The sequence below is a fragment of the Gemmiger sp. An120 genome (genome assembly GCF_002160955.1).
Lineage (GTDB): Bacteria > Bacillota > Clostridia > Oscillospirales > Ruminococcaceae > Gemmiger_A > Gemmiger_A avium.
Genome location: NZ_NFLN01000001.1, coordinates 120,227 through 146,265 on the forward strand (window position 1 = coordinate 120,227; position 26,039 = coordinate 146,265).

Annotated in this window: 28 protein-coding genes; 9 read left to right on the top strand and 19 right to left on the bottom strand. The window is 53.7% G+C overall.

Annotated features, from left to right (window positions below; all coding sequences use genetic code 11):
* Nucleotides 1-81: 81 nt before the first annotated feature.
* The 19 genes from B5E65_RS00545 to B5E65_RS00625 form a co-directional block, all read right to left on the bottom strand.
* Complete coding sequence (locus tag B5E65_RS00545) at nt 82-1,359, bottom strand: L-cysteine desulfidase family protein (RefSeq protein WP_087169832.1); 1,278 nt, start codon at nt 1,357-1,359, stop codon at nt 82-84.
* 21 nt (nt 1,360-1,380) lie between these two features.
* Nucleotides 1,381-4,263: an insulinase family protein gene (locus B5E65_RS00550; RefSeq protein WP_087169833.1), complete on the bottom strand. Its 2,883-nt coding sequence runs from the start codon at nt 4,261-4,263 to the stop codon at nt 1,381-1,383.
* Nucleotides 4,264-4,598: 335 nt separating this feature from the next.
* Entirely contained in the window at nt 4,599-4,742 is a 144-nt protein-coding gene (locus B5E65_RS16135; protein WP_158098473.1) for a hypothetical protein, read from the bottom strand.
* A 63-nt stretch (nt 4,743-4,805) separates the two neighbouring features.
* Nucleotides 4,806-5,042, bottom strand: coding sequence for a hypothetical protein (locus B5E65_RS00555; protein ID WP_087169834.1), 237 nt, complete (start codon nt 5,040-5,042; stop codon nt 4,806-4,808).
* Between the two features lie 28 nt (nt 5,043-5,070).
* On the bottom strand, nt 5,071-6,384 hold the full coding sequence (locus tag B5E65_RS00560; RefSeq protein ID WP_087169835.1) for a zinc ribbon domain-containing protein: 1,314 nt from the start codon (nt 6,382-6,384) through the stop codon (nt 5,071-5,073).
* Nucleotides 6,381-6,656 carry a hypothetical protein gene (locus B5E65_RS00565; RefSeq protein WP_087169836.1) on the bottom strand — a complete coding sequence of 92 codons (276 nt, stop codon included), beginning with the start codon at nt 6,654-6,656 and terminating at the stop codon, nt 6,381-6,383. The genes B5E65_RS00560 and B5E65_RS00565 overlap by 4 nt, the downstream gene beginning before the upstream one ends.
* Complete coding sequence (locus B5E65_RS00570; RefSeq protein WP_087169837.1) at nt 6,640-7,131, bottom strand: RNA polymerase sigma factor; 492 nt, start codon at nt 7,129-7,131, stop codon at nt 6,640-6,642. The genes B5E65_RS00565 and B5E65_RS00570 overlap by 17 nt, the downstream gene beginning before the upstream one ends.
* Nucleotides 7,132-7,341: 210 nt before the next feature.
* Nucleotides 7,342-7,992 (bottom strand): hypothetical protein, encoded by a 651-nt coding sequence (locus tag B5E65_RS00575; RefSeq protein WP_087169838.1) that lies wholly within the window; start codon nt 7,990-7,992, stop codon nt 7,342-7,344.
* Entirely contained in the window at nt 7,982-8,716 is a 735-nt protein-coding gene (locus B5E65_RS00580) for a YkgJ family cysteine cluster protein (RefSeq protein ID WP_242957443.1), read from the bottom strand. The genes B5E65_RS00575 and B5E65_RS00580 overlap by 11 nt, the downstream gene beginning before the upstream one ends.
* 64 nt (nt 8,717-8,780) lie before the next feature.
* Nucleotides 8,781-9,557, bottom strand: coding sequence for a hypothetical protein (locus B5E65_RS00585; RefSeq protein WP_087169839.1), 777 nt, complete (start codon nt 9,555-9,557; stop codon nt 8,781-8,783).
* The gene (locus tag B5E65_RS16365) at nt 9,558-10,052 is read right to left on the bottom strand and encodes a hypothetical protein (protein WP_206406258.1); all 495 of its coding nucleotides are present in this window, start codon (nt 10,050-10,052) and stop codon (nt 9,558-9,560) included.
* Nucleotides 10,049-10,276 carry a hypothetical protein gene (locus B5E65_RS00595; RefSeq protein WP_087169840.1) on the bottom strand — a complete coding sequence of 76 codons (228 nt, stop codon included), beginning with the start codon at nt 10,274-10,276 and terminating at the stop codon, nt 10,049-10,051. The genes B5E65_RS16365 and B5E65_RS00595 overlap by 4 nt, the downstream gene beginning before the upstream one ends.
* 66 nt (nt 10,277-10,342) lie before the next feature.
* Nucleotides 10,343-12,319 carry an NAD-dependent DNA ligase LigA gene (ligA, locus tag B5E65_RS00600; protein WP_087169841.1) on the bottom strand — a complete coding sequence of 659 codons (1,977 nt, stop codon included), beginning with the start codon at nt 12,317-12,319 and terminating at the stop codon, nt 10,343-10,345.
* A gap of 3 nt (nt 12,320-12,322) precedes the next feature.
* A complete protein-coding gene (locus tag B5E65_RS00605; RefSeq protein WP_087169842.1) occupies nt 12,323-12,700 on the bottom strand; it encodes a hypothetical protein in 378 nt (125 codons plus the stop codon).
* Nucleotides 12,697-13,155, bottom strand: a complete 459-nt coding sequence (locus tag B5E65_RS00610; RefSeq protein ID WP_087169843.1) for a hypothetical protein — start codon at nt 13,153-13,155, stop codon at nt 12,697-12,699. The genes B5E65_RS00605 and B5E65_RS00610 overlap by 4 nt, the downstream gene beginning before the upstream one ends.
* A gap of 211 nt (nt 13,156-13,366) precedes the next feature.
* Entirely contained in the window at nt 13,367-13,525 is a 159-nt protein-coding gene (locus B5E65_RS16140; protein ID WP_158098474.1) for a hypothetical protein, read from the bottom strand.
* A 99-nt stretch (nt 13,526-13,624) separates the two neighbouring features.
* Complete coding sequence (locus B5E65_RS00615) at nt 13,625-13,960, bottom strand: hypothetical protein (RefSeq protein ID WP_087169844.1); 336 nt, start codon at nt 13,958-13,960, stop codon at nt 13,625-13,627.
* Nucleotides 13,950-14,576: a helix-turn-helix domain-containing protein gene (locus B5E65_RS00620; RefSeq protein WP_087169845.1), complete on the bottom strand. Its 627-nt coding sequence runs from the start codon at nt 14,574-14,576 to the stop codon at nt 13,950-13,952. Before B5E65_RS00620 ends, B5E65_RS00615 begins: the two co-directional genes overlap by 11 nt.
* Before the next feature lie 83 nt (nt 14,577-14,659).
* Nucleotides 14,660-15,889, bottom strand: coding sequence for an ATP-binding protein (locus B5E65_RS00625; RefSeq protein WP_087169846.1), 1,230 nt, complete (start codon nt 15,887-15,889; stop codon nt 14,660-14,662).
* Nucleotides 15,890-16,229: 340 nt separating this feature from the next.
* Between B5E65_RS00625 and B5E65_RS00630 the strand changes: the two genes are divergently transcribed.
* The 9 genes from B5E65_RS00630 (at nt 16,230) to B5E65_RS00670 (ending at nt 25,997) form a co-directional block, all read left to right on the top strand.
* Nucleotides 16,230-16,841: a recombinase family protein gene (locus B5E65_RS00630; RefSeq protein ID WP_087169847.1), complete on the top strand. Its 612-nt coding sequence runs from the start codon at nt 16,230-16,232 to the stop codon at nt 16,839-16,841.
* A 162-nt stretch (nt 16,842-17,003) separates the two neighbouring features.
* Nucleotides 17,004-17,252: a helix-turn-helix domain-containing protein gene (locus B5E65_RS00635; RefSeq protein WP_087169848.1), complete on the top strand. Its 249-nt coding sequence runs from the start codon at nt 17,004-17,006 to the stop codon at nt 17,250-17,252.
* A gap of 97 nt (nt 17,253-17,349) precedes the next feature.
* Nucleotides 17,350-18,816, top strand: coding sequence for a LuxR C-terminal-related transcriptional regulator (locus tag B5E65_RS00640; protein WP_071429664.1), 1,467 nt, complete (start codon nt 17,350-17,352; stop codon nt 18,814-18,816).
* A gap of 308 nt (nt 18,817-19,124) precedes the next feature.
* Nucleotides 19,125-20,321 carry a hypothetical protein gene (locus B5E65_RS00645; RefSeq protein WP_087169849.1) on the top strand — a complete coding sequence of 399 codons (1,197 nt, stop codon included), beginning with the start codon at nt 19,125-19,127 and terminating at the stop codon, nt 20,319-20,321.
* Nucleotides 20,322-20,365: 44 nt separating this feature from the next.
* A complete protein-coding gene (locus B5E65_RS00650) occupies nt 20,366-20,776 on the top strand; it encodes a hypothetical protein (protein WP_087169850.1) in 411 nt (136 codons plus the stop codon).
* Nucleotides 20,777-20,828: 52 nt separating this feature from the next.
* Nucleotides 20,829-21,263, top strand: coding sequence for a zinc ribbon domain-containing protein (locus B5E65_RS00655; protein WP_071429672.1), 435 nt, complete (start codon nt 20,829-20,831; stop codon nt 21,261-21,263).
* Between the two features lie 495 nt (nt 21,264-21,758).
* Nucleotides 21,759-23,768 (top strand): tetratricopeptide repeat protein, encoded by a 2,010-nt coding sequence (locus B5E65_RS00660; protein WP_143402934.1) that lies wholly within the window; start codon nt 21,759-21,761, stop codon nt 23,766-23,768.
* A gap of 1 nt (nt 23,769) precedes the next feature.
* Nucleotides 23,770-24,648: a tetratricopeptide repeat protein gene (locus B5E65_RS00665; protein ID WP_087169852.1), complete on the top strand. Its 879-nt coding sequence runs from the start codon at nt 23,770-23,772 to the stop codon at nt 24,646-24,648.
* Entirely contained in the window at nt 24,645-25,997 is a 1,353-nt protein-coding gene (locus B5E65_RS00670) for a hypothetical protein (RefSeq protein WP_143402935.1), read from the top strand. The genes B5E65_RS00665 and B5E65_RS00670 overlap by 4 nt, the downstream gene beginning before the upstream one ends.
* The last annotated feature ends 42 nt before the right edge of the window (nt 25,998-26,039 follow it).

Below are 26,039 nucleotides of genomic sequence, written 5' to 3' on the forward strand. Positions count from 1 at the left end.
TCTCGATCTCCCGGCAGGCCGGTTGTTATTGCTATTCGTTTGGGTTTGGCGCCGGCGGCGAGGCTTTGGCTGGCTTGCCTCTCAGCACATCCCGCTGGTCATCAGCCGGATGATCGTGCGGTCGGTCTCCCGCATTCCCTCGCTGGCCAGGGTGCCCACATTGCGGATGGTGTTCTCAACGCCCTTGACCACAATGCCGTCGCCGCCGTAGAACTGACTGTGGTGCTGCTGCATCTTCCAGCCAAGCAACCCCGCCTCCACCGCCGAGGCGATCTTGGCCGCGCAGCTGGCCTTGGCGCCGTCGCAGATCATGCCCGAGTCGATGGCCACCGCGTTGACGATGGTGTGGGCGATCTCCTTGTACCGGCCGCCGTGCAGGTAGCACACCCCGGCCCCGGCACCGCACCCGGCGGCGGTGGCCCCGCAGTAGGCGGACAGGCTGCCGATGCCGGTTTTCAGGTGAATGGTCACCAGGTTTGAAACCACCAGCGCCCGGTAAAGTTCCTCCTGCGCCGAGCCCAGCGCCCGGGCGTAAATGATGACCGGCAGCGAGGCGGTCAGCCCCTGGTTGCCGCTGCCCGAGTTGATGACCACCGGCAGCTCGCAGCCGTTCATCCGGGCATCCGACCCGGCGGCGGCCCAGGCCTTGGCCCGATTGTGGGTGGAGTCGCCGTAGGATTCCAGCAAGATCCGCCCGATGTTTGCGCCCCACTGCCCCTGCAGGCCTTCCCGGGCAATGGCGGTGTTGCAATCGATCTGCCGCTGCAACACCGGCTGCACGTCGGCGATCTTAACGGCGTCCGCAAACTCGACGATGCGCTCCACCGTCAAAAGGCTGCGGTCGGTGGCGTGCTTGGGGCCTTCCTCGGTGTAGGGGCGGTCGAGCAGCACGGCGCCGTCCTGTTCCAGCCGGATGACGTTGGTGTGGAAGCCGGCGATCTCGGCAAAGGCGGTGTGCCCGGCGGCGTTCACCCGCACCTGAATGTCAAAAATGTAGTCTTTCTCCGAGGGATGGACGTGGACGATGCCCCGCTTTTCATAACCGGCGATCTGTTCCACCTGTTCCGGCGTGATGCCGGCCAGCACCTGCAATTTGGCATCGGCGTCACCCGCCACAATGCCCGCGGCGGCTGCGACGGTCAGCCCCCGCTGGCCGCCGGTGTTGGGCACGACCACGCTCTTGACGTTCTTGATGATGTTGGCGCTGGCGTACACCTGCACATCCTCCGGCAGGCAGCCCAATGTCTTGCGGGCCAGCGCGGCACAGTAGGCCACGGCGATGGGCTCGGTGCAGCCCATCGCGGGCTGCAGCTCCTCGGCCAGAATGGCACAGTATTCGCTGTAAATTTTGTCCTCCATGGTATCCTCCTCGGTGGCCTTTCAAACGCTCTCGATGTGGTCCAGGCCGCAGGCTTCCAACTGGGGCTGGCCGCCGACCACACAGACGCCGCCCTGCAATGCCGTTTCGAGCGCGTCGGCCAGGGCGAGCAGTGTGTCCGGCGTGGCGGAAAGCAGCGCTTTGCGGCGGCGGCAGCGCTCGGTGTAGTCCACGCCCTGCCAGTACCAGGTGTCGGCGGTGGTGCCCTGGGCCTGGGGCGAGAGCAGCGGCTCGCTGTCCGACACTGCGCCGATGATGAGGCCCGTCAAATCGCGGCCCTCCCGGCAGAACTGGCGCAGAAATTCCGCGCAGCGGGTATAGGCCTGCAGGCTCTGCACGCCCCGCGGGTCGCGGTAGGACCAGCAGGCCGCCAGGCCGGTATCCCGCACCGCCAGCCCGGTGCCGTAAGCGCCGCCCTGTACCCGCACGGCGTTCCACAGGTATTCAAGCCCCAGCAGCTTGGATGCCAGCTGCCAGGCGCCGGTGTAGGGCTGCCCGCCTGCCAGAACGTTGCCGCCGCAGCAGGCAAAAGCGATGTCGGCCGGGATGGCGATGCCCTCCCGCCGCGCGCCCCAGGGGGCCAGCGCGGTGGCTTCGGGGGCGGCGGCGCCTGCGGGCAGGGCCGCGGCCAGCCGGGCGGCGGTCTGCCCGGCCAGGTCATGGTCGGTGGTCACGGCCAGCGTCAGCCGGGCCTGGCAGGCGATGGCGTCCAGCAGGCTTTGCAAGGCCGGGCGCAGGGCGGCCCAGTCCCAATGATCCTCCTGGGCTTTGACCCACTGGTAGCCCGCAAACCCGGTCAGATATTCCTGCGCCGCGCCGGCAGCCGAGAACTGCGCCGCCAGCCGGCCAATGCCCACATTGTGCCCGGCCATGATGCAGTTCTGCATCCGCTGCGTCCGCAGCTGGCGCAGGATGTCCCGGGCGGCGGGCTCGGCGCTCAGGTCGGTGGTGGTCAGCACCTCGGCGGCCAGGTCCAGCGCCGCGGCCAGCTTGGGTTCCAGCGCGCTCAGGTTCAGGCAGAGTTTGACATGGCAGCGGCCGGTCTCGCCGGGGATCGCATAGGCAGTGGCGTAGAACCGCAGTTCGCCGCAGGTCAGCCGGATGCGGTCGTTGAGCTGTTCCGCCGTGTAGTGCCGGGTGGGCAGGTGGCCCAGCAACTGGCACAGATACCCGAGTTCGCTCATCTGTTCGGGGCGCAAACCGTCGGCGTCAAAATAGAAGGTCAGGTAGACGATGCCCCGCGTCTTGACCCGGTGCCGCAGTACCGGAACCCCCGCCAGGGTGACGGTTTCCAGCGGCAGGTCGGTGGGGGCGGCGGGCAGGTCGGCCAAGGTCAGGCTGGGCAGCGTGGCCAGCGCCTCGGGGCTGTCCGGCGTCTGCTGCCAGGCGTCCAGCTCCTGCTGCTTTTGTTGCAGCGCGGTTCGGTCGGCTTCGGTCCAGGCGGCGGCCTCCCGGGCCAGACGGTCAGCCTCGGCCTGGCGGCGGGCCTCGCCGGCGGTGTGGCTCGGGGTCAGCACCGCCTTGGCCTTGTGCGGGTTTTGGAGGAAGATGCGCCGCAGCAGGTCCTCAAAGTAGCCCTCGCGCATCTTGGCGCGCAGGCTGTCGAACAGGTCACCCACCTGCAGGTTCGCTTCCGGCTGGCCGCCGTACAGCCAGCTTTCCAGCGTCTGCATACACAGGCCCACGCCCGGCGTGTAGGGGCCGAAATCCCGCACCCGCATCTCAAATTCCCGCCGGGCCAGGGCGGCTTCCAGCTTGGCGCGGTCGATGCCCTGCTCGGCCAGGCGGCGCAGCTCGTCCAGAACCGCCTGCTCGGCGGCGGCCGCGTTCTCGGCGTGCAGGTCGGTGATCTCCATTTGCAGCCAGGGCTGGGCTACGCTGTCATACACCCGCAGCATCAGGTCCTTGGCCAGCTGGCGGGACAAAACTGCCCGGCACAGCGGGGATTCGTTGTCGCCGGCCAGCACCTGGGCCAGCACCCCGGCGGCCACCAGCGTCTCGCGGTCGGCGTAGCTGCCCAGCACAAAGCCGTAGCCCAGACGGGTGCGGCCGGGCTCCTCGGCCTCGCTGGCCACCTCGTACTCGATGCGCTGCACGCCGCCGTCCACCGGGGCTTGCAGCGGCGGGAACACCGTGCGCTCGCTGCGCGCAAAACTGCGCAGATATTCCTCATCCAGCACCCGCAGCACGGTGTCCAGGTCCACGGCGCCGTCCAGAAAGATCAGCGCATTGGAGGGCGCGTAGAACTTGCGGTGGGCGGCCAAAAACTGTTCGTAAGTCAGGTCTGGAATGCAGGCCGGGTCGCCGCCCGACACAAACCGGTAGGGCGTGTCGGGAAAGAGGGCACGGTTGAGGGCGTTCGTCTCCAGCTCATCCGCATCGGCGAACGCGCCCTTCATCTCGTTGAACACGACGCCTTTGTAGTGGGGCTGGCCGTCGGCGTCAAACTCGTACCGCCAGCCCTCCTGCCGGAAGATGGCGGGGTTGTGGTAGATGGCCGGGTGGAACACAGCGTCAAGATACACCCGCATCAGGGTCAGAAAGTCCTTGGGGTTGCGGCTGGAAATGGGGTACAGCGTCTTGTCCGGGAAGGTCAGCGCATTCAAAAAGGTGTTCATCGAGTGTTTGAGCAGCTCGACGAAGGGCTCCTTGACCGGGTAGCGGTCCGACCCGCAGAGCACCGAGTGCTCGAGGATATGAAAGACGCCGGTGTCGTCTTTTGGCAGGGTGGGGAAGGCGATGCCAAAGGTCATGTTCACCTCGTCCCGCTCCAGCCAGACCAGCCGCGCGCCAGTCTGCGCGTGTTCCATCTCGTGCAGGGTGGCGTCGAGTTCCGGCAGCGGGGCCTGCCGGATTTCGGTAAAACCGTGAAGGGGCGTGTTCATGGATGGTTTCCTCGCTTTCTGCGATTGGGATAGCGGCCGTCCGGGGGGCGGCAAACGCGAATTGTCGGTTACTTATACTGTAATATACTGTAAAAAGTACCGGCGGTTTTGTCAATTTGGTTTGTCGATTCTGTCCGGTTTGCGTTCTATTTGGTATGGATTTACAGCGCCAACGCTGCAAGCAACACAGAAAAGCGCGCATCCGCCGATGGGGCTGAAACCGAAACGGCGCGGGGATTTGTGTGGCGTGCACAAATCCCCGCGCCGCGTACTATACAAGACAGAAGAATGTCAGCGTGTGAAAGAAATCTCCCAAAGTCACGGCCGTCCGGTGCTCACCCCCCGCGCAGGGCGCTGGCCAGGGCGATCAGGCGGGCGGCGGACTGGCGGGCAGCGGTTTCGGGCAGGCGGCCGTCCGCGAGGGCGGCCCGGATATCGTACAGCCAGACACATAGGCGCAGAACCGACAAAATAAACAAAGCAGCGACTTTGCAGAGTCAAGGTCGCTGCTTTGTTTATTGATAGCCCATATTTAGTTCAAATTATGGACTCGTAGGAGTTGGCCCGCCAGTGGGATGGATCGATCCAGATGTAATTGTTACGATGAGGATAAATGCAAAGTAGACAACAAGAATGACCAGTAACGCCATGAGGCATTTTTTGTCTTTGAATGCAAGAACCTTTCTTTTCCAAATTAATACGGCCAGGATTAAGACAAATGCCATGCCAGCCACGCTGAGGGTTATGTAATTTAACAAGAAATTCAGCACAAATTCCATCACAGAACCTCCTTTGATATCACCAGCATTAAGATGTTTCTTCAAAGAGGGACTCTAATTCGAGGTAGAACGTCTCATCAATCTGACGGATAATGCGGCCATTGTCTGGACGATCGTCAATCAGGTAGTAACTGCCATCCTGCTCGAATGCCAGACAGGTAATCATATCTGCGTGACTAATCAGTTCATCATGTGTCTGGTACTCAATCCGAATCTCATAACCATCTTTGAAGTCATAGCCACCGGTCCCATCCGGGTTTCCATAGATGTCATGCTCCAGGTCAAGATAGGGTGCGCTGTCAATACCATCCAAAATCTCAAGCGCCTGATCGTTATTCTGAATTTCCACATGGCCCACATTAGAATTTCCAATAATGCGAACCACGGAGATGCGTTCCGGCATGAAGATATCCGTAGCCCCGGGCTCCAGTTCATCATAATTAGGAACAATATAGTACACAGTGGGGTTGAAGTCAACGGTATCCACATCACAGGGAATCCGCTTTCCGCCCAAGGTGATCTTCAGATTCGGCACCTTTTCTGCAGTAGACATGATGCTGAATAGTGTCCCGTCATTGCCGGTTTCCTCCAGTTCCAACTTCAATGTTGTTCCGAAAATACTCGTAGATTGGCCTAAGCCAGAGTGAGTGGAATCTCCGCCTCCAGGAACGTAGACGAGGAAATAATACTCAGTGCTGCTACCGTTGTAATAGTCATAACGCAGGGCGTGAGCACGAGTTCCTTCTTGATTCAGACCATCCAGCCATTTTTGCACCTTTTCTATGGCTTCACCTTGCGACAGACTCTCCATCTCGGCGTAGTATTCGTCCCGGCTCAGTTCCTGCATACTGACGGAACCGCCAGCTTTCAGCCCCATAAGTCCGAAGACAGCAAACAAAATCAGCAGCAGCGGAATCAAAAGGATCACCAGAAGGATCTTCCAACCGGTCCGATCTTTGGGACGCACCGGCGTCTGGATATCAGCATGGTACTCTGGGAGCGGCGTGGTGCATTTGGGGCAGACCTTCCAATCTGGCTCAACCGGCGTCTTGCAGTTTGGGCAAGCGGGGCGAAGCTTAGCCCCGCACTTAGGACAAACTACATAGCTTTCCATAACCGGCGTGCTGCATTGCGGGCATCTGAAGTTCATGTAGTTTCCGCGAACCAGGAGATACACGATAAGGCCGATGAAAGCGGGGGCCAGTGCGGCGACGAATGCCCATAGGATTGCATTCATATCACGCTGCTTAGCATCACGATAGACAAAAAAGCCGACAATAAATGGCAGGATGATGATGAGGGCTAGTACAATCATTACGGGGACAGTCGCAATGGTACTCATGTTGTCTTACCTCCTTTACAAGAATAGACGATGGCGATCACACCACCGCCTGTTGCCGCAGTGATGATATATCCAAAGCAGAGTAGTGAGAGAATAGGATACCAGTCGATAGCCGAGTATCCCAGCAACACAGCAGCAATCATCAAAAGGAATCCTGCCAGAACTGCGATGGTGGTCTGAATCCGCAGTTTGCGCCGCTCCAGTTCTGCCAAGAGCATTTGTTCATTGAGAACCGGAGGCGTGCGCTTTTCAAAATCATAAATCTGTTTCATTTCCAAGCGCCTCCCTGAGCAGTTTTCTGGCTTTGTTCAGCCGCGATTTTACAGTACCGTTGGGAATCCTTAAAATCTGCGCGGTTGCTGTTATGTCCATATCGTCGAAATAATAGAGTATCACGGCCAGACGATACTTTTCCGGCAAGTGATCAATTGCCTCGTAGAGTGGACTGTAATCTGTTTTTTGCTCTGGGGCAGGTATAGAGCAGAGCAGATAATCCTTCTCTTCATTGCTGCGGAAAGAGAGGAATGGGCTTCTTGAGAGGCGCCGCAAAGCGTTCCGATAAAGGTTGACACATATTTGGGTGAGCCACGGCTCAAACTCCCGGCTTGTATCATAGCGAGAGAAATTTTTGACTACCTGTAGCCATGTGTCCTGATACAAATCGTCAGCCTCCAGTTTATTGGTGCAGAGGGTCAGACAAAGGCCATAGAGGCGTTTCCCATATTGTTGGATGTACTGATTTATCACACACTCTGCACCTCCTCTCACCTACATATACACCTTACAACTCAAACGGTTCATTTGGCAATGTACTTTTAATAGTTTTATAAAGAAAATGCAGCATACAATTTCAATACAAAAAGAAGCCGCAGACTCTCCGAGCGTCTGCGGTTTCACAATAAACTATTCTAAGTGAGCAGCGGCGCCCCTTCAAAAGAAAGGACGCCGCTGCGCTTATTAGAACATGGCCTTTTGTTCCATCTCTGTGGAGTCCACTGAGGACACGGCCATTGTATCGGTGTTTGCTGCTGTAACGGATATACGCTTTACGTATTCCGCTGCAAGCCAAGCATTAAAATGTGTTCTGGTCATCAGCACCAACTCGCTGAACGTTTCAAAGCTCATACTGATGGCAACATGGTTTTCTGGTTTGTTTCCAAACCGAGGTACGATCAGGCCCTTGGCATTTGTCTCTCCCGGACCACTGTCAGCCACGAGTAAAAAGTCTGCCTTGGCGCCTGGCAGGAGCTGTGCTGTTCGGGATAGGCTTTTCCCATCTGCCCGGGCACGTCCGTAACTCTGCAGCTTTTCTGCAGAAGTCCCGCCAAGCCACTGAAAGAGGGGCGTCTTATCATTCGCTTTCTTCTTGCTTTGGAGGAGATACCGCAGTTCGCCACACTCCAGTTTTCGACAGATTTCGAGGATCTCATCCATGCCGATATAGATCTGGATATTGTTGGTCTGGCGATGGCCTGCAGGTCGGGAAACATCGTAGGAAGCAAAAGCGAAGTGAGCTCTTCCAATCGGAAAGGCATCGCTCAGGCTCTCTACAAAACACTCCCGGGCATCCTTACGGATGATCTGGTTTTGGTTCCGTTCATCCTGCATTCTCGGCACCTCCCATACCGGACTCGATCTTGACCAGAATGGTTCGCAGCTCTTCGGCCCGCTCTTCAAACTGAGGCTCAAACTCCTTGTCCATGTCATACCCAAGATACAGCACGTTGTAGATGAGCGTCAACAACATATTGAGTCCGTGGGTCGTCCAGCTGCCTTCCACACCTTTGATTACCTTCGATGCAAGCATTGCAACCCGCTGCCAGCGAATGTAATACTGATCCTCAACGGGGATACCGAAGGATTCCAGCCACTCGCGCACGGTATGCTCTTCGGCATAATCCCCACAGCTCACATCGTTTAGAATAAACTGCGGTTTCAGTTCAGCGGTTTCAATACGGCTCATTGTATCTTGTGAGATTGCAAGGCAACGGCCCAAAGGATACATGGCGCAAACGGTGGGTTTCGCCTTATGAACCATGCACTTTCGATCCTTCAGCAACGGGCAACGTTTGATGCTGCCCTGCGGCCGGAGCCGCACGATAGGCAGCCGCGAAGTCCCGCCCATATAGGTCTCGCAATACCGTTCAACCGCTTCTTCCTGCGAGATAGACAGCGTAGCCGCGATGTTGTAGAGATCTTTCGGATTCAGCAGGATATCCTCTCGGTTGATGCAGCACTTGCCGCACTGCGTACAGTGAAACCGGAACTTCTCATCCGGGCTGATCAGCATTTCCTCCAGGTGCTCGCCGATGTATTTCAGTCTGTTATCCATTGTGATATACCTCCGATATTCAAGAATACGGCAGCCCGAAGGCTGCCGTACATTTTGTGTAAACTTAGAGCTGGGGCGACATTTTGTCTCTCATAGCATTCAGCGCATCTACCAGATCATCAGAAAAATTGATCCAGTCTGCAAGGAACAACTCAAGCGATTCGGCGTTATGGAGCGCGATGTCATCCATCTCCAAAAGTTCATACGGCTCATAGTACACGCAATCATACGGAATATGCAGAAATCCTTCCTGCACGACAAGAATGAAAGCGCCGAGATGTTTTTCGTCCGAAATTGGATAGCGCCAACACAGCTCGTTGCCAAATTCTTCGAGATATGCCTCGCGGATTTCCGAAAGTGCGCGATCTGAACAGCCATTCCGGTAAAGGTAGTCTTTTACATCCTCAGTGCTCATGAGCTTGTCTTTCGGCAGAGAATTCAAAAGCCCGGTCGCAGTATACGGATGCGTTTGGCGGCTGATATAGCCGAGCAACCACAGGCAAGGTTTCGCAATATGCCAATCAGACCAATTTGCCTGGAGTTTTCGCTTGAGCAAAAGCTCTCCCAGATCCATACCGAAACTGTTCGTCGTTGTGTCGTCTTCCGGTAGCGTCCTTAGCCGCACAGTGCTATTTGCCTGGACCGAGTCCATCAGGCGATTCAAATCATCTAAACTGAACCTATAATCCTGAGCAATAGCACCCCAGTAGTCCGTATCTTCCGCCCAGGCCCTGATCCGGATCTTCTTCCCGAGGAGCTCATGAACGGATTCTTCCAAGATTCGGCTCACGGCATCCCAAGACATTCGCCGGGTTTTCAAGATATCAATCTGTTCTTCCATTCAAATCCCTTCTGCCCTATAGGGCGCATAATATTGTGTATCCTCTTCATCCTCACGGTACACCCCGATATGCAGCGCCTGATCCGGTTCGTGTTCGGCATTGTACTCGACAAAGCAGACCAGCTCCGGCTCATCATCATTGCTCTGGCAATACACATTAATGGCCGGATACTCATCTTCGGCATACACAACTGCTGTAACAATGCAGCCATCCGGCATTTTCAGCGCTACATGCGGATTGAGCTTCATTGTGCGGCGCAGGTTATAGGGCCGAGACAGACTGAAGCGGGACCTGGGGCCCTCGAACCTTGCTCTAGCTGAGCTAAGTGCTGCCTGTAGCGTGTCAAATATCTGATCCACCTGGTCCTGGGAATACCTGTAGACAGCAGTCCCAGCGCAATTTCCCAATAACCGAATCATGCATAGAATCTTATTGACCCGTGCTTCTGCCACTCGACGAAAGCGTTCCTCTTTGGTTTCCTTCGGGGGTTTCATGCAGACTGCCCTCCATTCGGTCTACAGAGTTCATCTGCAGTCAAAATGTTCAGGGTGTAGCGCGTGTTCTGGGTTTCAAATTGCAGTTCAAAAGGGGACAAGCTGCCGATTCCCACGATCGGAGAAGTACGCAAAATCCCGTTCGACTGCTGGATATAAGCAGGATAGCCCACAGTGACAGCCGCAACAGGGCGACCTTCGATAATTACGCGACGCTTGTTCATGTTCTGGCTCCTTTCATAAAAGAAAAGCGGAGCAGTCTGTGCTGCTCCGCTACGGTTGTGCTGCGGTTATTCCGCGATCATGTTCTCGAATTCTTCCTCAGTCAGGGTCTGAATGCCGAGCTGCTGCGCCTTGGTCAGCTTGCTGCCAGCCTTTTCCCCAACGATGAGATAATCGGTTTTTTTCGTTACCGAGGAAGCAGGTCGGGCGCCGAGCTTCAGCAGCTTCTCCTGAATCCCGTCACGGGTATAGCCCATGAGCTTTCCGGTAGCGACAACGGTCTTTCCCCAAAACGGGGTCTTTTTGATGGATTCCATATCCGTATTCTCCTTTTTGAAATGTACTTGTGCCAGCAGCGGACGCCAGAGTTTTTCTTCCTCTTTGTCCGCATACCAGGCGTAGATGTTGTCATTCATGGTCTGGCCAAAATCCGGCAAGACCGTAAAGTCGAAATGCTTTTGCAGCGCAGCTTCAAACTCGTCCCAGGACCCGTGGAAAAAACGGTCCAGTTCACGACCGGCGTGCCTGCCGACCATTGGGATGCCGAGTCCGGCAATGAACTTTGCCAGGGTGCAGCTGCGGCTTTTTTCGATGGCGTCATGGATTCGCTCATAGGATTTCTCACCGAATCCGTCCGTGCTGATGATTTCATCCCGGAACTGATCCAGCTGATAGAGATCACCGAAATTCTTCACCCAGCCATGGCCAATGAATTTTTCCAGCGTAACCGCCGATAATCCTTCAATGTTCATCCGGGTTTTCTCACAGAAATGAGCAAACTTCTGCACCAGTTTGGCAGCGCAGTGCGGGTTTTCGCAGTAAAGCTGTCGCGTTCCACCGGAAGTTTGGCGGATCGAGAGACTGTGCCCGCAGCAAGGGCACTGCAGCGGCAGGAAGAAGGTGTTGCTGCGCGTTTCATTCTCTGCGATCTGCGGAATGATCATGTTGGCGCGGTACACCTTGATCGTGTCACCGATTCCAAACTGGAACGAATCAAAGATATCGACGTTGTGCAGATAGGCTCTGCTCACCAGAGCACCGTCCATGTTGACGGGGTCGAACAAACCGGTGATACTCACCATACCGGTTCTGGTCGTTGCCAGTTCTGCACCGGTAAAGCGAGTTTCATACAGTTCATCCTGCCACTTCAGAGCAATGAGCCGGTTTTCATGATGCCCGGTTGCACCCAGACTACGCCCATACGAAACGTCATCATATTCCATGATGACTCCGTCCACCGGATAGGCAAAGTGCTTAGGTTGGAATGCGCCAACAGCATCGCGCACCTCCTGCTCCGTATGAGATTCGGGCAGGAAGATATAGGGCACAACAGAAAAACCACTGTTTTGCAGCAGCTCCTGCTGGGCCAGTTTGCTCTGATGCTCCAGCGTATCACTGACCAGGTCGAACGCCCAGAATTCCAATTTCCGTTTTCTGGACTCGCCGGAGTCCAGCTTTCGCACACTGCCGGCAGCCAGGTTGCGCGGATGCGTGTAGTCGCCTCCCAGACTGAGATTGACCTTCTCAAAATTGTCCCAAGAGATGACGCCTTCGCCGCGCACCTCAAATGGCTCCCGAATGGGTATGGTGAGTGGGACATTCAGAAAGGTACGGACCGTATGGGTCACGTCTTCGCCGATGATACCATCCCGACCACGGGTAATGGCCTGCTGCAGGCCGCCGTTCTCGTACCGGAGCACGATCGTCAGCCCGTCCATCTTCCAGCTGAGCAACACGGCTCGACCGGCGGCGAACTTGACCAGATCTTCGACCTGCTTGGTCTTTCCCGCTGACAGCATCGGTTTGGTATGTCGTACCTGAACCAGTTCGTTCAGGATCTCTCCGCCCACATGCTGCGTGGGCGAGTTGGACAGGATCAGTCCAGTCTCGGTTTCCAGTGCTTGCAGCTCATCCACCAGCTGGTCATATTCCCGGTCTGTCATGATCGGGCGATCCTGCTGGTAATAGGCTACGTCGGCATCGTGAATTTTGCCGATTAGTTCGCGCATACGGTCATGCTCATTACTGATTTGATTCGCACTCATGTGCTACCTCCTGTTGAATTTCTCGTAAGCAACCCATTCCGGGTTTTCAAATATTCTGCGTGCGTGCAGCTCAAGCGCTTCCAACTGGCGTTCAAAATCCCTGTGCAGCCAAGGCATTTCTTGTTCAAGCAGTTCTACAAGGCGCTGCTGAAGTGGTTCTTCGCCGGCTCGTTCAATAAGAACACGGACCAGTTTCATCCACTCATGCACTTCAAAGTCACCAATCTCCGTCTGGATGCCAAAGCGATATTGAATCTGCTTGCTGGCGCCTCTGCCATCGATATGGATCACTCGTCCTGTACCGTAGTGACAGATTAAATCCCGGAAGGTGAGCTGCGCCGGGTCAAATTGAGAAGCGGTAACCATTGCATGATTGCTCACTGCAGCACCTCCCCAAATGCCCAGTTGGCCTTTTCCGGAAAGACTTGGCGAAACACTTCCATGTACCTTTGCACGGCGGTGTTGTCCAGCGGGGCCAAGAGAGATGTCTCGCACCAGCAGATCAACTCCTCTTCCGGAGTCAGGTAAGGGTTCGGATAGAACTTCACGCCATCATAGTGAGGCGGTTTTGGCCTGTCCAACTGTGCCATTTCAGCCTTTGTGCTTGCTTTCATAATGAGTTCCGCTTTTCGCGCGGCCAGTGAACAGAGTAGCTCAGCATCATACCCTCTTTTTTTGTAAAGATGAAGCTGGCCGTGAAGTTTTTGCAATGATTCAAACCTGCGCTGTCGCACTGTGTCGGCGGTATCGAAATCGGCAATCACCTGTGCATAATAGGGAATCAGTGTAATCGAATAGTCGCCACTTGCTCGACATGCATCTTTGAGTGCGTCCATTAACACACCCGCCTTTCTTTATAGAGTATCTATGTAAACGGGTGTGCCCGAAGGCTCCCCGAGAAAAAAGGTGGGGAGCCTTGCGACTCCAATCTATATAAAAAAGCACCCAAAGGACTTTCATCCTCTGAGTGCTTTTGTGGCATAAAGCCATGATACGAACTGACGGCGCAAGGCCACGTCCCTGCGCGTTATTTCGATCTGTGCCTCTTCATTGAGAAGCATCAGAACAAAAAAGCGCCTGAAAGAATGGCTCTTTCAGACGCTGTGCAACTAGAATACTTTCATCGCCGAAGCAATGACGGATACTGTTGTATATAGTATATCGGATGTCCAGATCAAAATCAATATCTGCTAAAAAATAATCCATAGAAGCTACGCTCCTTGCAACTGCTGATACCAAGGCAACCCGTTGCTTTTGGATCTTACAAGGAAACGCAGTCTGTTTCACGTTAGAAACACAGACCAATCAGTCCGGAGTCTCTGTTTCTTCCTTAACCAGGAAAGGAATCAATATATTGTGATTCGCGTTTGGCGGATACACAATCCCCATCATCTCGTAGTCGTAATCCTCGCTCAACTCTTGTCTATACAGATCCGGTGCATAAGCAGCGACTTCACAATTGGCATATTGGGGTGTCGTGCCAAGTTCATCAGTAATTGCCTTGATCAGAAGGGGAGTTGCACGATCAACATCCTGGGCATATTCCACACCTACCAATTCAAACGCATCTTCCCATTCGAGCGGCTCGCCGTTTTCATCAAATTGCATTTCATACTGAGCACGATACAATTTATACTTCATTTTGGGTCTCCTTTTCTTCCAACGAAAATGCCAACCACTTAGCGCCATAGAAATCAAAATAGAATCTTTGACCTACGGTGTTTTCTACATAATACTTTTTCACGCAGTACCATCCACGCAGTTCTTGCCGCAACATACGGTCAGTGGAAATTGGTTCCACCCACACTTCATCATACTTTGACAGTTCGGACTTAGTGAGCGCCGGATTGTTGGGAACCGACGGGCACATAAGAACAGGTGCCATAATATACAATTCTGTCAAATTGGAAGCAGGCAGGGTTTCGCCATTCGCAAAATGTAATTCGCTGGTAACCGCGTCAACAAATGCCCAGCCACGAGTCGGAGAAAATACTGGTGTTTCATGTAAAACTGGAATCAGTGAAGGGTCAATTGGCTCAAGCCAGTCTTTTCTTGGATCAGCTTCCTGAGAAAGCCCGAGCAAGAAATCAGTTGTGACTCCATAAAACTTCGCCATGCGAATCAACGCTTCAATTGAAGGCGCCTTCCGCTCACTCTCCCAGCTGCTGAGAGCTGGCTGCGTTACCCCCAGCTCCCGTGCTGCTGCCGTCAGCGTGATTTTCTTCATTTTTCGGGCCAACTTATATTGTCGTGCCATACCTGTCTCCTTAATCACGAACGATCCACCCACCGGACCTATCGTGCGACTGTGGTGAGTCTGCCTCGGATCACACCTTTTGATCAAGACAGTAGCCAATCGATCAGGTTCAAAGATTTGATACCGTCATAAGAATTGATATAGTTTCTATCCATGGACAATACGATTTTTTCGTAATTGTCTGGTATCATCCGAAGGGGCTTAAGTTCTCGATCACGCGTTTCTGGTGACTGCATACTTTCCGTTACTTGGATATACAGCTTATCATTCGGCTTCTCTGCAACAAAATCAATTTCAGTTTCCCCAACTTTTCCGATATAAACGCGATAGTCACGTCTGATGAGTTCCAGAAACACAATATTTTCGATGATGTGCCCTCGGTCTGCATCGCGATAACCCAGGAGCATATTGCGGAAGCCCATATCGATGATGTAGTTCTTTCCCAGTGTTTTCAGCAGTTGTTTGCCCTTTACATCGTATCTTCCCACAGAGAAGAAAATAAAGGCACTGCGCAGCATCGAGATGTACTTATCGACCGTTTTACCAGCGACATTTTTTCTGCTGCCCTGTTGAATGTCGCCTTCATGCGACAAAACATTTCCAATGTTGTTGGGTGAAGTAATGCTCCCGATGTTGGAGCAAAGGAAAAGCATGATTTTTTGTAGGATTTTCTGATCTACCTGATTGTTTCGCTGGAGGATATCGCGCAGCACTACGGTAGAATAGATGCCTTCTAGTGCTTGATTGCTTCTTGCTTCATTGAACTGGTATTCTCTCAGAATCGGCATACCGCCAAACTGCAGATACCTCTGAAATTTTTCTTCAGTTGTGACAGAGGGAGCAAATTCATAGAATGCCAAAAATTCTTTGAAAGATAATGGCAACATGCGGATTTCAACATATCTGCCGGAGAGCAGCGTTGAGAACTCCGTCGAAAGCAGATAAGCATTGGAGCCCGTAATATAAATATCCACATCGAAGTCAAGACGGAAGGATTCAATGGCTTTTTCCCAATGCTCCACTGCTTGAAGCTCATCGAAGATCAAATAGGTTTTCCCGCTCTTGGGTATGCGCTCACTGACATAGTCATAAAAAGAAAGATAGTTAGTAAGGTTCCTGTAGCGTAACGACTCCAGATTCATGTGAATTACGTTGACGTCAGGTACTCCACTATCGGACAGATATTGATGAAACAGATCCAGCAGGGATGATTTTCCGCATCGCCGGATGCCAGTTACAATCTTGACCAAATCCACATCTCGATGTTGAATCAGCTGATTTAGATATTCAGGGCGATTTATAAGTTCAGTCATAGTGCGCCTCCTGCTCTCTTTTTCAATATTATACTCAAAAGAAAGCAAGAGGTCAACAGTTTCGGAATATAAAGTCAGAAACTTTTGTTAACATCGAATATTCCGACGTGAATGTCCGAAAAGCAAAAATTCATCAAGATTATGAGTTTACGTGTTGTATTTCACGAACTTTGCCGGTGAAATAAGATAGCTCTGAAAAGGTGTACCTTTTTGGATAGCGCACAATCAGGGGGCGCACCCCCGTTTTCAACATCCGAAAAGGCTATTTCTGATTATACGGATATATCTGAAAAGAAACAGACATTTTCGGATGTAATTTGAATTTCCGAGGAGGTTTGAGATGAAAAAGATCTACGGTTATGCCAGAGTGTCCACAAAAGAACAGCACCTTGATCGTCAGATCAATGCTCTGCTGGATCATGGCATCGATGAGCGGGATATTGTATCGGATCACGCCAGTGGCGCTAGTTTGGAGAGGCCGGGATACGCTGCTCTCAAAAGTACCATGCTGCGGGATGGCGACACGCTTGTTGTGAAATCCCTGGACCGGCTTAGCCGAAACAAGGAGCATATCATCCAGGAACTGCAATATTTCAAGAACCGGCACATCAAGATTCAGGTTCTGGATCTGCCCACAACGATGATTGACCTGCCGGAGGGGCAGCAGTGGGTTTTTGATATGATCAACAACATTCTCATCGAAGTGCTGGCCAGCATCGCTGAGCAGGAACGTCTGACTATCAAACAGCGGCAGGCGGAAGGGATTGCAGTGGCCAAGGAGAACGGCGTACATCTTGGACGCCCGGCCATCGCGTATCCGGCGAACTGGGATGAGGTTTACCAGCAGTGGAGGCGGAGGGAAATCACTGCGGTTGCAGCAATGAATACGCTTGGCTTAAAGCGGAGTACATTCTATAAGCTGGTAGCTCAGTTCCGAGTAAATTCGATATGAGCAGCATACAATCTCTTTTTGATTTACTGGTTGAAAGCATCGCTTATTCGCTACATAATCGTGCAATAACGTTGAAATAGTCTGAAAGCAAGGAGACTTTCTTGCGAAACAGGACAATTCGTGTTATGCTAATTAAAAACGACCTATTCGGAGGTAAAGATCATGAAAGCAAGCTATAAAAAGCTCTGGAAATTACTTATTGATAAAGAAATGAGTAAGGGTGATCTTCACAAGAAGAGTGGCTTGTCATCCAGCACCATGACGAAACTGAGAAAGGGCGAGGATGTCTCTATGGAGGCTCTTCGTAAGATTTGCGTTGCTCTGGATTGCAATATTGCCGACATCGTAGAGTTCGTCCCGGACAGCACTGAGTCGTGGAGTTTGATGAATATAATATCACCCTCTTCCTAATGGGCGTTAACAATATACAGCCTATATCTCCTATAATGGTGAATATAAGAGAGTGTGTGATGAGACCATGCGTATTGCATAAAGTGAAGGGGAATCTATGAAGACAAGGGGATTGAGAACACCAGCATCCATCAATGCCATATTGCTGTTGAGCATATTTACATTCGTCTTTTTAGGCGTGGAGTATCTTTATGTCAATATGATGTCTCGTATGGTTGGTGAGGATCAGACAGTGATTGCTCAAAATTACGCACTCGGTATCAGCGTTTTGGGATTTATCTTGTATCCGGTTTTGAATCGGGCGGTTCATGAACGGTTCAAAGCCCTACTTACCTTTTCTACCGTTCTGGTCTCCATCATCTGCATTTTTCTAATCCAGCAACATATCTCATACGCCATTACCCTAACAGCAGGGTTGATTTTGTTTTTTCTGATGGGGCTTTTCGGCAGTTCGGCTCACTATTTGGCTGTCTGTACCATCCATGGGGAGCGAACACTGGCCCGGCTGGTGGGTTTTGCCTATGCGGGCGGTATTCTTCTGCAATATATCAATAACAACTTAATCAACATAGAAATTGCCGAAGCGGTCATTCTTTCTGTTTTTCTAGCAGTGCTGAGCGTTCTGTTTATACGGACGAGGCATGTTTTTCGCGTGGAATTGATGGGTGAAGAGAAAACTTTATCTAAAGCGTTGGAGAAAACAAACGGCCCAATACAGAAAAAAATAACGACGGGCTTACTCCTGGTCTTTCTAGTGGCCCTGATGGCCTGCGTATTCAGCACATTGGACAACGCAATCACCTTAGGCCATGCTGCAGGCGCAATGGATATCGGGCAATGGCCCCGCATTCTGCTGGCGCTGAGCGGCCTGGCGGCAGGCTTTCTCTTTGATATTCGGAACAGAAAATACATGACGCTTATGATGTACTGCGTAATGGTATTCTCTGTTCTGTGTGTGATAATACTTCGGTGGGGCGGCCCATTTTTGACCGGAGTAGTGATCGCCTATATAGCTTCCGGATTTTTTGTTGTGTTTTTTACCACTAGCTTTTTAGAATTTGCGGCTTGCATGCGTATACCAGATCTCTGGGCAGGCATGGGACGGGCGGTGAATAACCTTGTGGCGGCGCTGATTACCAACAGCTCAGTAACTCTGCTCCTTTCAGGCAGAAACCTCACACTGGTCATCTTCATGCTGGTGTTGTTTGTTGCTGTCAGTATTCTGATGTTTGCCTATACGACTAGATCCCATACGGCATTGGCCCCGCCCGAGGCCCCGGCAACAGGATACACGCCAAAAGAAAAGTTTTCTTCCTTTGCAAGTCTTTTTTCATTGACCGACCGAGAGCAGGATGTTCTGCAGTATCTTCTGGTTTCCGATAGCAGTGTGCAGGATATCGCGCAGCAGATGGCGATCTCAAGACCCGTACTGTACCGCCATATTAGCAGTCTCAATGAAAAAACAGGTACCAAAAGCCGAATCGGCCTGTTGCAATTTTATTATGAGTGGATTCCGGAAAAAGAAGACGCCGCCCTTGAAAAAAGCCCGGATTTTAGGGCTTGAGACAAATGCAACCCCTTGTTATCTCAGAAAAAACAGCATAAAAACAAAAAAGAGATGAATGTAACCTTATATTTTAGGATACTCCATGCTATTCTCTGTTTAAGGGACTGGCGCGGAGATCTGAAAAGCGGTATAGCGCTGTGTCAGAATTTCTGATGCGGCGCTATTTTATTTGCGCAGAAGTTTTCTGCAAACAAGAAACCGGAAGGAGTGGATATAAAGCTGTAAAACAATCCCGTGAAATCACTATTTCAGCAAATTTTACGTTTCTATCTAAAGCGTTTGTATGGATCAGGAGGACTTATGGTATGAAAAAGTTGAGGCGGACAATATTTATATTTCTACTAGTGGCAGCAGTTTTTCTGACTACCCTTTCCGGATGCGGAGAAGCTGGAGACCTTGCGCAGTCTCAGATCTCTTCGGATTCCAAATTGGAAACCCATCCTTCGGACACAGAACCAGATACCCCTCCTTCGGAGGAAGCTTTATCTTCATCGAAGGACGAGATCGCCGTCACGCCAACAGCAGCCAAATCGGTCGAACTGGAGCTGTATGAAACAGCAGATTTCAGTTTGCAAATCCCCAAGGGATGGACGGTAACGAGCGGCGGCACAGGCATGTATCACTCCATCCGGGTCCAGGATCCTGCTGAGCCTCTCAACCAGATTTTCGTGCTGCTGAAGGCAGATGCTTTGCTCCACAGTCAGGAGGGAAAGGACGCCTGGGCTTATTATTCCGGGATTTCAGGCGTCCCCGGAATGCAGATATTTGCCCTGGCACCAGTCCTGTCAACCCCCTCTACTGAGAACTTTTTTAAAATTTTTCCGCAGTATGCAGATTTTGCTGTGCAGGCTGAGCCGGGTTATACTGGCTATACCTTCCCCCGGTTTGAAGGATTTGCTGTCACCGAGCGTTTCCCGTCAACCGGCGGTTTGAGTGCTTACGCACTGAACGATGAGATTCTACGGGCTACCTTTACCGAAGGAGGAAAAGAGGGTGAGGGCATGTTTGCCGCGTCAGTGGTGGATTTCGGAAGTGCTGAGATTGCGGCGGGGCCACCAGTAGGATATCAGGTCCCATCGGCGGATGGCGGCTATTATATGGCCTATAATGTGATGGCTGTAACTGCCGTGAAAGATTCTTTTCTGGAATGGGTCGACATCCTTACGGAGTGCGCAAGGAGCCTGGAATATTCTGAAAGCTATGTAAATGCCGTAAAACAGGCAGGAACTGAAACCGTCGCGCGGGCTATGGAGTTCAGCCGGAATGCAAACGAGGTGCTAGACGGGATTATGTCCTCCTGGGAAAACCGAAACACCAGTCAGGATATCATCAGTCAAAAGCAAAGCGATGCAACCCTCGGATACGAGCGTATCTGCGATACCGAAACCGGGGAAATCTACAAAGCGGAAAACGGCTGGAGCGACGGGTATCATGGCGACCGGTATCAGCTGGTCTCAGAAGACTCGATGTATCTGGAACCCATCAGCGGATATATCGAATGACAGCCACAAATAGAGAACCGATAAAGAAAAAAGGAGGCGATGATATGGAAAATGTAAAACGGATCCTTCCCTATGTGAGGCGGTATGTGCTGATGGCGATCTACGATGTGTTGGATGAAGAGAGCATTTCCTATCACAAGGAAGAAGACGCGATCGTGGCCAGGGCAAAGGTGTATGGAAATATCAGCGTCTTTTCTATTTCTGCCGAGGAAAAGGAGGTAGGAACCGAGCTGAGGGTCGCGTTGCTGCAGCCATGCGGGGGATTGTCTGAACAGGGAAAAGAACGGACGATGGCCGCTATGTCGGATCGGATCGTACAGTATCTCGAAAATGAGCTTTTAATGAATCGACCCGTCGAAAGACTGAATCATGAGCCGGAAAACGGCTCTGGAAAACGGATCTGTCAGATAAACAAAATCATAAGAGAGGAGTATTGTTACGGCGTTTCTGGATAAGTTAGGCAGCTTGGCAAAAAATTTGGGGGATAAAACCAACGAAGCGATTGCGATGAGCAAGTTGAACGGAAAAATTACATCGGAAAAGGCTCTTGCGGAAACAGAGCTGAGAAAAATCGGTGAGTATTATTATGGCCAATTTCTTTCCGGCGGCCAGATAGAGCCAGAGATACTGGAGGCCTGTCAGTCGGCCAAAGCCCATTACGATGAGGCTGCACATGCACAGTTGGAGATTGACCGAATCCGCGCGGCGGAAGCAGCGCAGGCTGTCACGACGGCCTCGGCAGGTCCTGTTTGCCCATCCTGCGGGACAGAGAACACAGCGGGAACAAAATTTTGCCGGCAATGTGGAACAAAACTGGTGGCAGAGTCCCCTGCTGTATGCCCACAATGCGGGGCGGCTGCGGAACCGGGAGTGAAATTCTGCCCGGAATGCGGCACGGCTCTTTCTCAGCCGGAACAAGCCCCTCGGCCAGATGAACAATGACTCCACTGAAAGGAGGCTTTTGCCTTGAAAGAAGAAAAACAACGACTGATGCGAACGTTGGCTGACGCATATCAAAGCGGCTGGGCAAAATGGCTGTTCGGCGGGCTTTGCTGCCAGCTTTTGCTTCCCTTTCTTTTGAAAACAGCCTTGCTCTACATAGAAAAACATTCGCTGGATGTGTTGACCCTGTTCCTTGCGGATTCTGCCGGGATATTGGGCGGCGCGGCCTTTGTGTTGGCTGCAGCCCGGTCAGCCCGGCCTGATAAGAGGTTCCCTTTCCGGCTATTGTTCAGCGGGATTCTTCCTCTGCTCGCCGTATTTTACGGCCGGGAATTGCTGCTGTCGCTGCTCCAAACCTACCTTGCGCCGATGTTCCAAAACCTTTGGAGCGTCTGGATTCCCGCTGTTTTGATCAATGCGACCGCTTCTGTATTGACGTCTATGCTTCTTTTTCATGTGGTGGAAACGGTTACAGGTGAAAAGAGAGCGAAAGGTGTGTCTGTTTCAGCCATCTTCTCCGCAGTGATCATGGTCGGGCTGTTCATGGGTTCTGCGATGCTGAGCTCAGCGGTCGCTCTGCTCCAGCCAGCGGGCGACAGCGTATTCGCCGCCGGGCTGGCCAGGCTGGTCTCGGCCATTGTCCAATGGGCTGTGCTGACCGGGATCCTCGCCGCCGCTTCCAGACGGCCCCTGGCCACTGGTTTGCCAACTGAAATGCCCAGCGCGCAGAAGCCTTCCGGAGAAGACGACGCATCCGCAGCCCCGCCTCCCAAATCGCCGGTATGGAAAAGCGGCTGGTTTCGCCCGGCCCTCTCCTGCCTTGTTCTGGCGCTCACACTGCTGTGGGGAGCCCTTCCTACCACCACGGAGGCCGGGTCTACCGGCTTCCTGGCCAGCATGGAGCAGCAGCTCTCCGCCGCACAGTCCTATCTTTCGGCAGGGGATTATCTCTCTGCCCGAAAGGAGTATGTAGATTATCTGGAAACGCTGGACGCGCTGGAGCAGTATGCGGAAGGAGGACACTTTGGTTCTCTCCATGCCAGTGCACACACCCGCAACGAGACCCTAGCGCAGCTGGTCAATATAACTGCCGGAGCGAATGAACTTACTTTGCTGGAGGAACAGTACCGGCAGGGAAAGATCACATCGGCCCTGTGCTTCCGGCTGCTGGAGGCATATCGGCAGGCCGAAGAGCTGTCCGATGCGCAAAAAGAACTCCAGCAGGATGCTGTGGTGCAGCTGGCGGCGGCCCAGATTTACAGCGGCGCCGCACAAGAGGAAACAGGACTCTCCCCCAGCGCCGTGGAACGGCTTCTGGCCGGCCGGGCGCAGGTGGAGGTGCAGTATAATTGCGCGGACCTGATCTCCTGGGCTCAGGCGGGAGATAGCGTCGGAGAAAGCGGAGTGGACAACGATATCATGCATCGGACTATGGGGCTGGCAGAGGATTTCCCGGAAGAGATCGCCTACCAGTACCTGGTCCTTTACATGCTGGACGGGTATCCGGTTGTCCCGGGATCCTCGCAATCCTCTGAGATCCTCGCCTGTGTCGACCGATACGATACCCTCTACCGGGAGGAGCTTATGGCTGAGGACAGTGAGGATGAGCGTTTGGCCCACATGAAGAAGCTTACCGGTATCTATCTGAAGCTGGGGGACACCGCAAAGGGGGCCGCCTACGCTCAGCGGGCCGCAGAGGAAACAGGTGACCCCTTCCTTACCGAACAGGCTATGTACGGCTATTTTATGCTGGCCCAGGGAGAGGAGTGCCTGGAGCTGGCAGAGGCGGCATTGAAGGAGGATCCTGACAGCTTTATAGCCCTCAGCTATGCCGGCAGGGCCGCCATGCTGCTGGACGACTACCCGGCGGTGGCGGACTATGGAGTACGCCTGTCGGATATCGCCAAAGAGAGCGATGACCCTTACGCCGATTATATGCTCTATCAGTTCGTCAGCTACCTCACGGTGGAGGACAGTTGGTATGCAATGAGCGACAGGTTCCCCGGCGCCGCCTGTTACCACGAGCTGCCGGAGGAGCAGCTGAAGCAGATCCAGGAGAACGAATACCTCAACGCCTATATCCAGGCCTTCGCCGCATCCACAGACAATACGGTGGTGGATCTGGGTTATTATCGATGGGAGGATCCCGAGGGAGAAAGGGCGCTGGAGCTGGCGGACGCCCTCATCTCCATGAAGGAGGAAGCCGGCTTCCCCCACTATATCCGGGGGATGGTTCTCAATGGAGTGGACCGGTATGAAGAGGCAATCCGGGAATACACTGCGGCTTTGGCTCAGCAACCAGACGAACATTACATCTGGTACGCCCTGGGCGCCTGTTATGAGGAACTGGGAGATCTGCAAAACGCCCAGCAGGCGTTCCAGATCAGTCTGGACATCATGCCGAAAATCGGCAGCAGCCATACCGGAGATTGGACCGGGGTGTCCGTTCACGCGGGTTTTGCGCTGGAACGGGTCCGAGGACAGCTTGCGCAGGGAGGGAACTGAAATGATGATGACCATATCGATCCTTGTGTTTATTCTGTTTCTGTGCTGCACTGTTTTCCTGAAGGGAAGTCTGCTGGGGGGGATCCTCGGCATGGCCCTGGCGGCTGGGGCCGCGGCCCTGGCAGTGCTGCGGCGCAGGTATCCCCAGAAAAAGCTGGCGACGGCAGGATGCGTACTGTTGATTGCAGTTGCGGCCGGAACGGGACTTCTTTTTCCAGCGTCCGGACTGTCCGAAGAAAGCCCAGCTGAGAACCCGCTGATTGCACAACTGACGGAGGCGGCGCTCTCAGGTGATCTGATTGAAGGCGATCGACTGGCGGCGGAATACACTGCCGGACGTGAAAAGGATATTGCGGAAAACGGCGCGCCGGAGTTCCTCCCGGCGGACGACACGGTACATCTGCTCCTGGCCCAGTGTTGCCTCGTGGCTGGAGATCCGGCCGGGGCAGAGGCAGCTCTGAAGAAAGTGGCCGACAAAGGAAGCCAGGAGTATTTCCTCCAGTACGGCGAGCTGTGCCGCCAAATGGGAAGCGATGTAGGCTTCCGAAACAACTGGCTGGATGCCGTGTACGCCTATCCCCAGTGGGAGACCGCCAACCTGATGCGAGGGATTAGCATACTGGACGAAGTGACTGCACGCGATATGGATTATGTCCTGCCTACCATCTTTTTCTTCCTCGGCCGGGCCTACGAACTGAACCCCGAGAATCCCTACACCAACTGTTATCTGGGGGTGGCCAACTGCATCCGGGGGAACTACCCCCTGGCCCTGACCTATCTGGATCAGGCGACGGAACTGGACGACGGAAAGGACCAGGCGCTCTCCCAGACCATAGCGGAATACACGGAATTTACGAAAAAGGAGGGAAAACTGCAATGAGAAGAAAATGGATGCCTTTTGCCCTGGCGGCGATCATCGCGGCGTCGGCCGCCATAACGCCGGTCTACGCCGACGACCCGCCCTCCGGGTCGCTGCCCAGCAGTTTTGAGGGCTACCGGCCCTCCGGCTCCGACGCCGCCGGAGGCGTTTATCTCATGCTAACCGAGGAGACGATCCAGAACTGGACCAGACCCCGGGGGGAAAGTCCAAGCCAGACCCCCAGCTCTGCCGCTGTCCGGCGGGGGGCCAAGCGATTCCAGAATGGGGTGGAAAAGATTTCCACCCTGACCGAAGCGGTGGAGGATATGACCCCGGGCAGCAGCCCCTACGCCAATATTTCCCCCGGGATGGAATTTATCGATAATATCCTAACCGGAATCGGCGCCACATCGGAGATGGTCAAGCATCCCGGCGCAGAGCGGATCGGTACCGCCGCAGAGGTGACCCAGGGGGTGATCCAGTCCCAGCCGGTGGTGGACTATATTGCCGAGAACAAGCATCCCATTATTGATTTCATGGATCAGATGACCATCGACATGAACTGGGGGATCACCGAGTTGTTCGGCGGGGACGGGGACGCCTATATCCGGAACATCCGCGATAACGGGTATGAGTCCCTTGCGGGGGATTTCAACGCCTTCGATGATGTCCAAGGCCAGAACTGGCAGGACTGGAGGATCGCCCAGCTGTACCAGCGGTACGCCGAGCTGATCGCCGCGGGCAAGGAAGCCGAGGCTCAGGCCCTTCTGGACCGGCTCAACTCCATGAATCAGGATCCCTCCTCCATGACCCCCAGGGGAGTGGAGGTCAAAAAGCCCAACATCTACCTGTACCCCGAAACGAAGACGGAGATCACCGTCACCTTTGACCGGCCGGAGCTTCTGACCGTGTCCGACCCGCTGTATGGGGACGGATGGACAGTTACCGCCCATCCGGACGGCACGTTGGAGGATGCAGGCGGCAAATATGGCTTCCTGTTCTACGAAAGCCTGGCAGATCCCTCCATTTTCCGCCTGGACGAGGGCTTTGTGGTGAAGGCGGAGCAGCGGGAGCAGACCTACCGCCGGGTGCTGGAGGCTTATGGCTTCAACGAGCAGGAAATTCTGGACTTTATCGAATACTGGACGGATTACCTGGAGCCCGGCGTAGATTATGTGATGTATCCGCTGCTCACCGAAGGGGTGGATGCGGAAATGCCGGTCCGCTTCTCGGTCCAGCCGGACAACATATTCCGCCTGTGGTTTGGCTTTGTCCGGTACGAGGGCGGCGCGGTTCCCGAGCCGGAAATCGTTCCCATGGACCGTAGCGGCTTTGAGGCGGTCGAGTGGGGCGGCGCAGTACTGAACTGAGAGCAGGAAACAAGAGGCGCGGGGAGACAGCTTCTTCCCGCG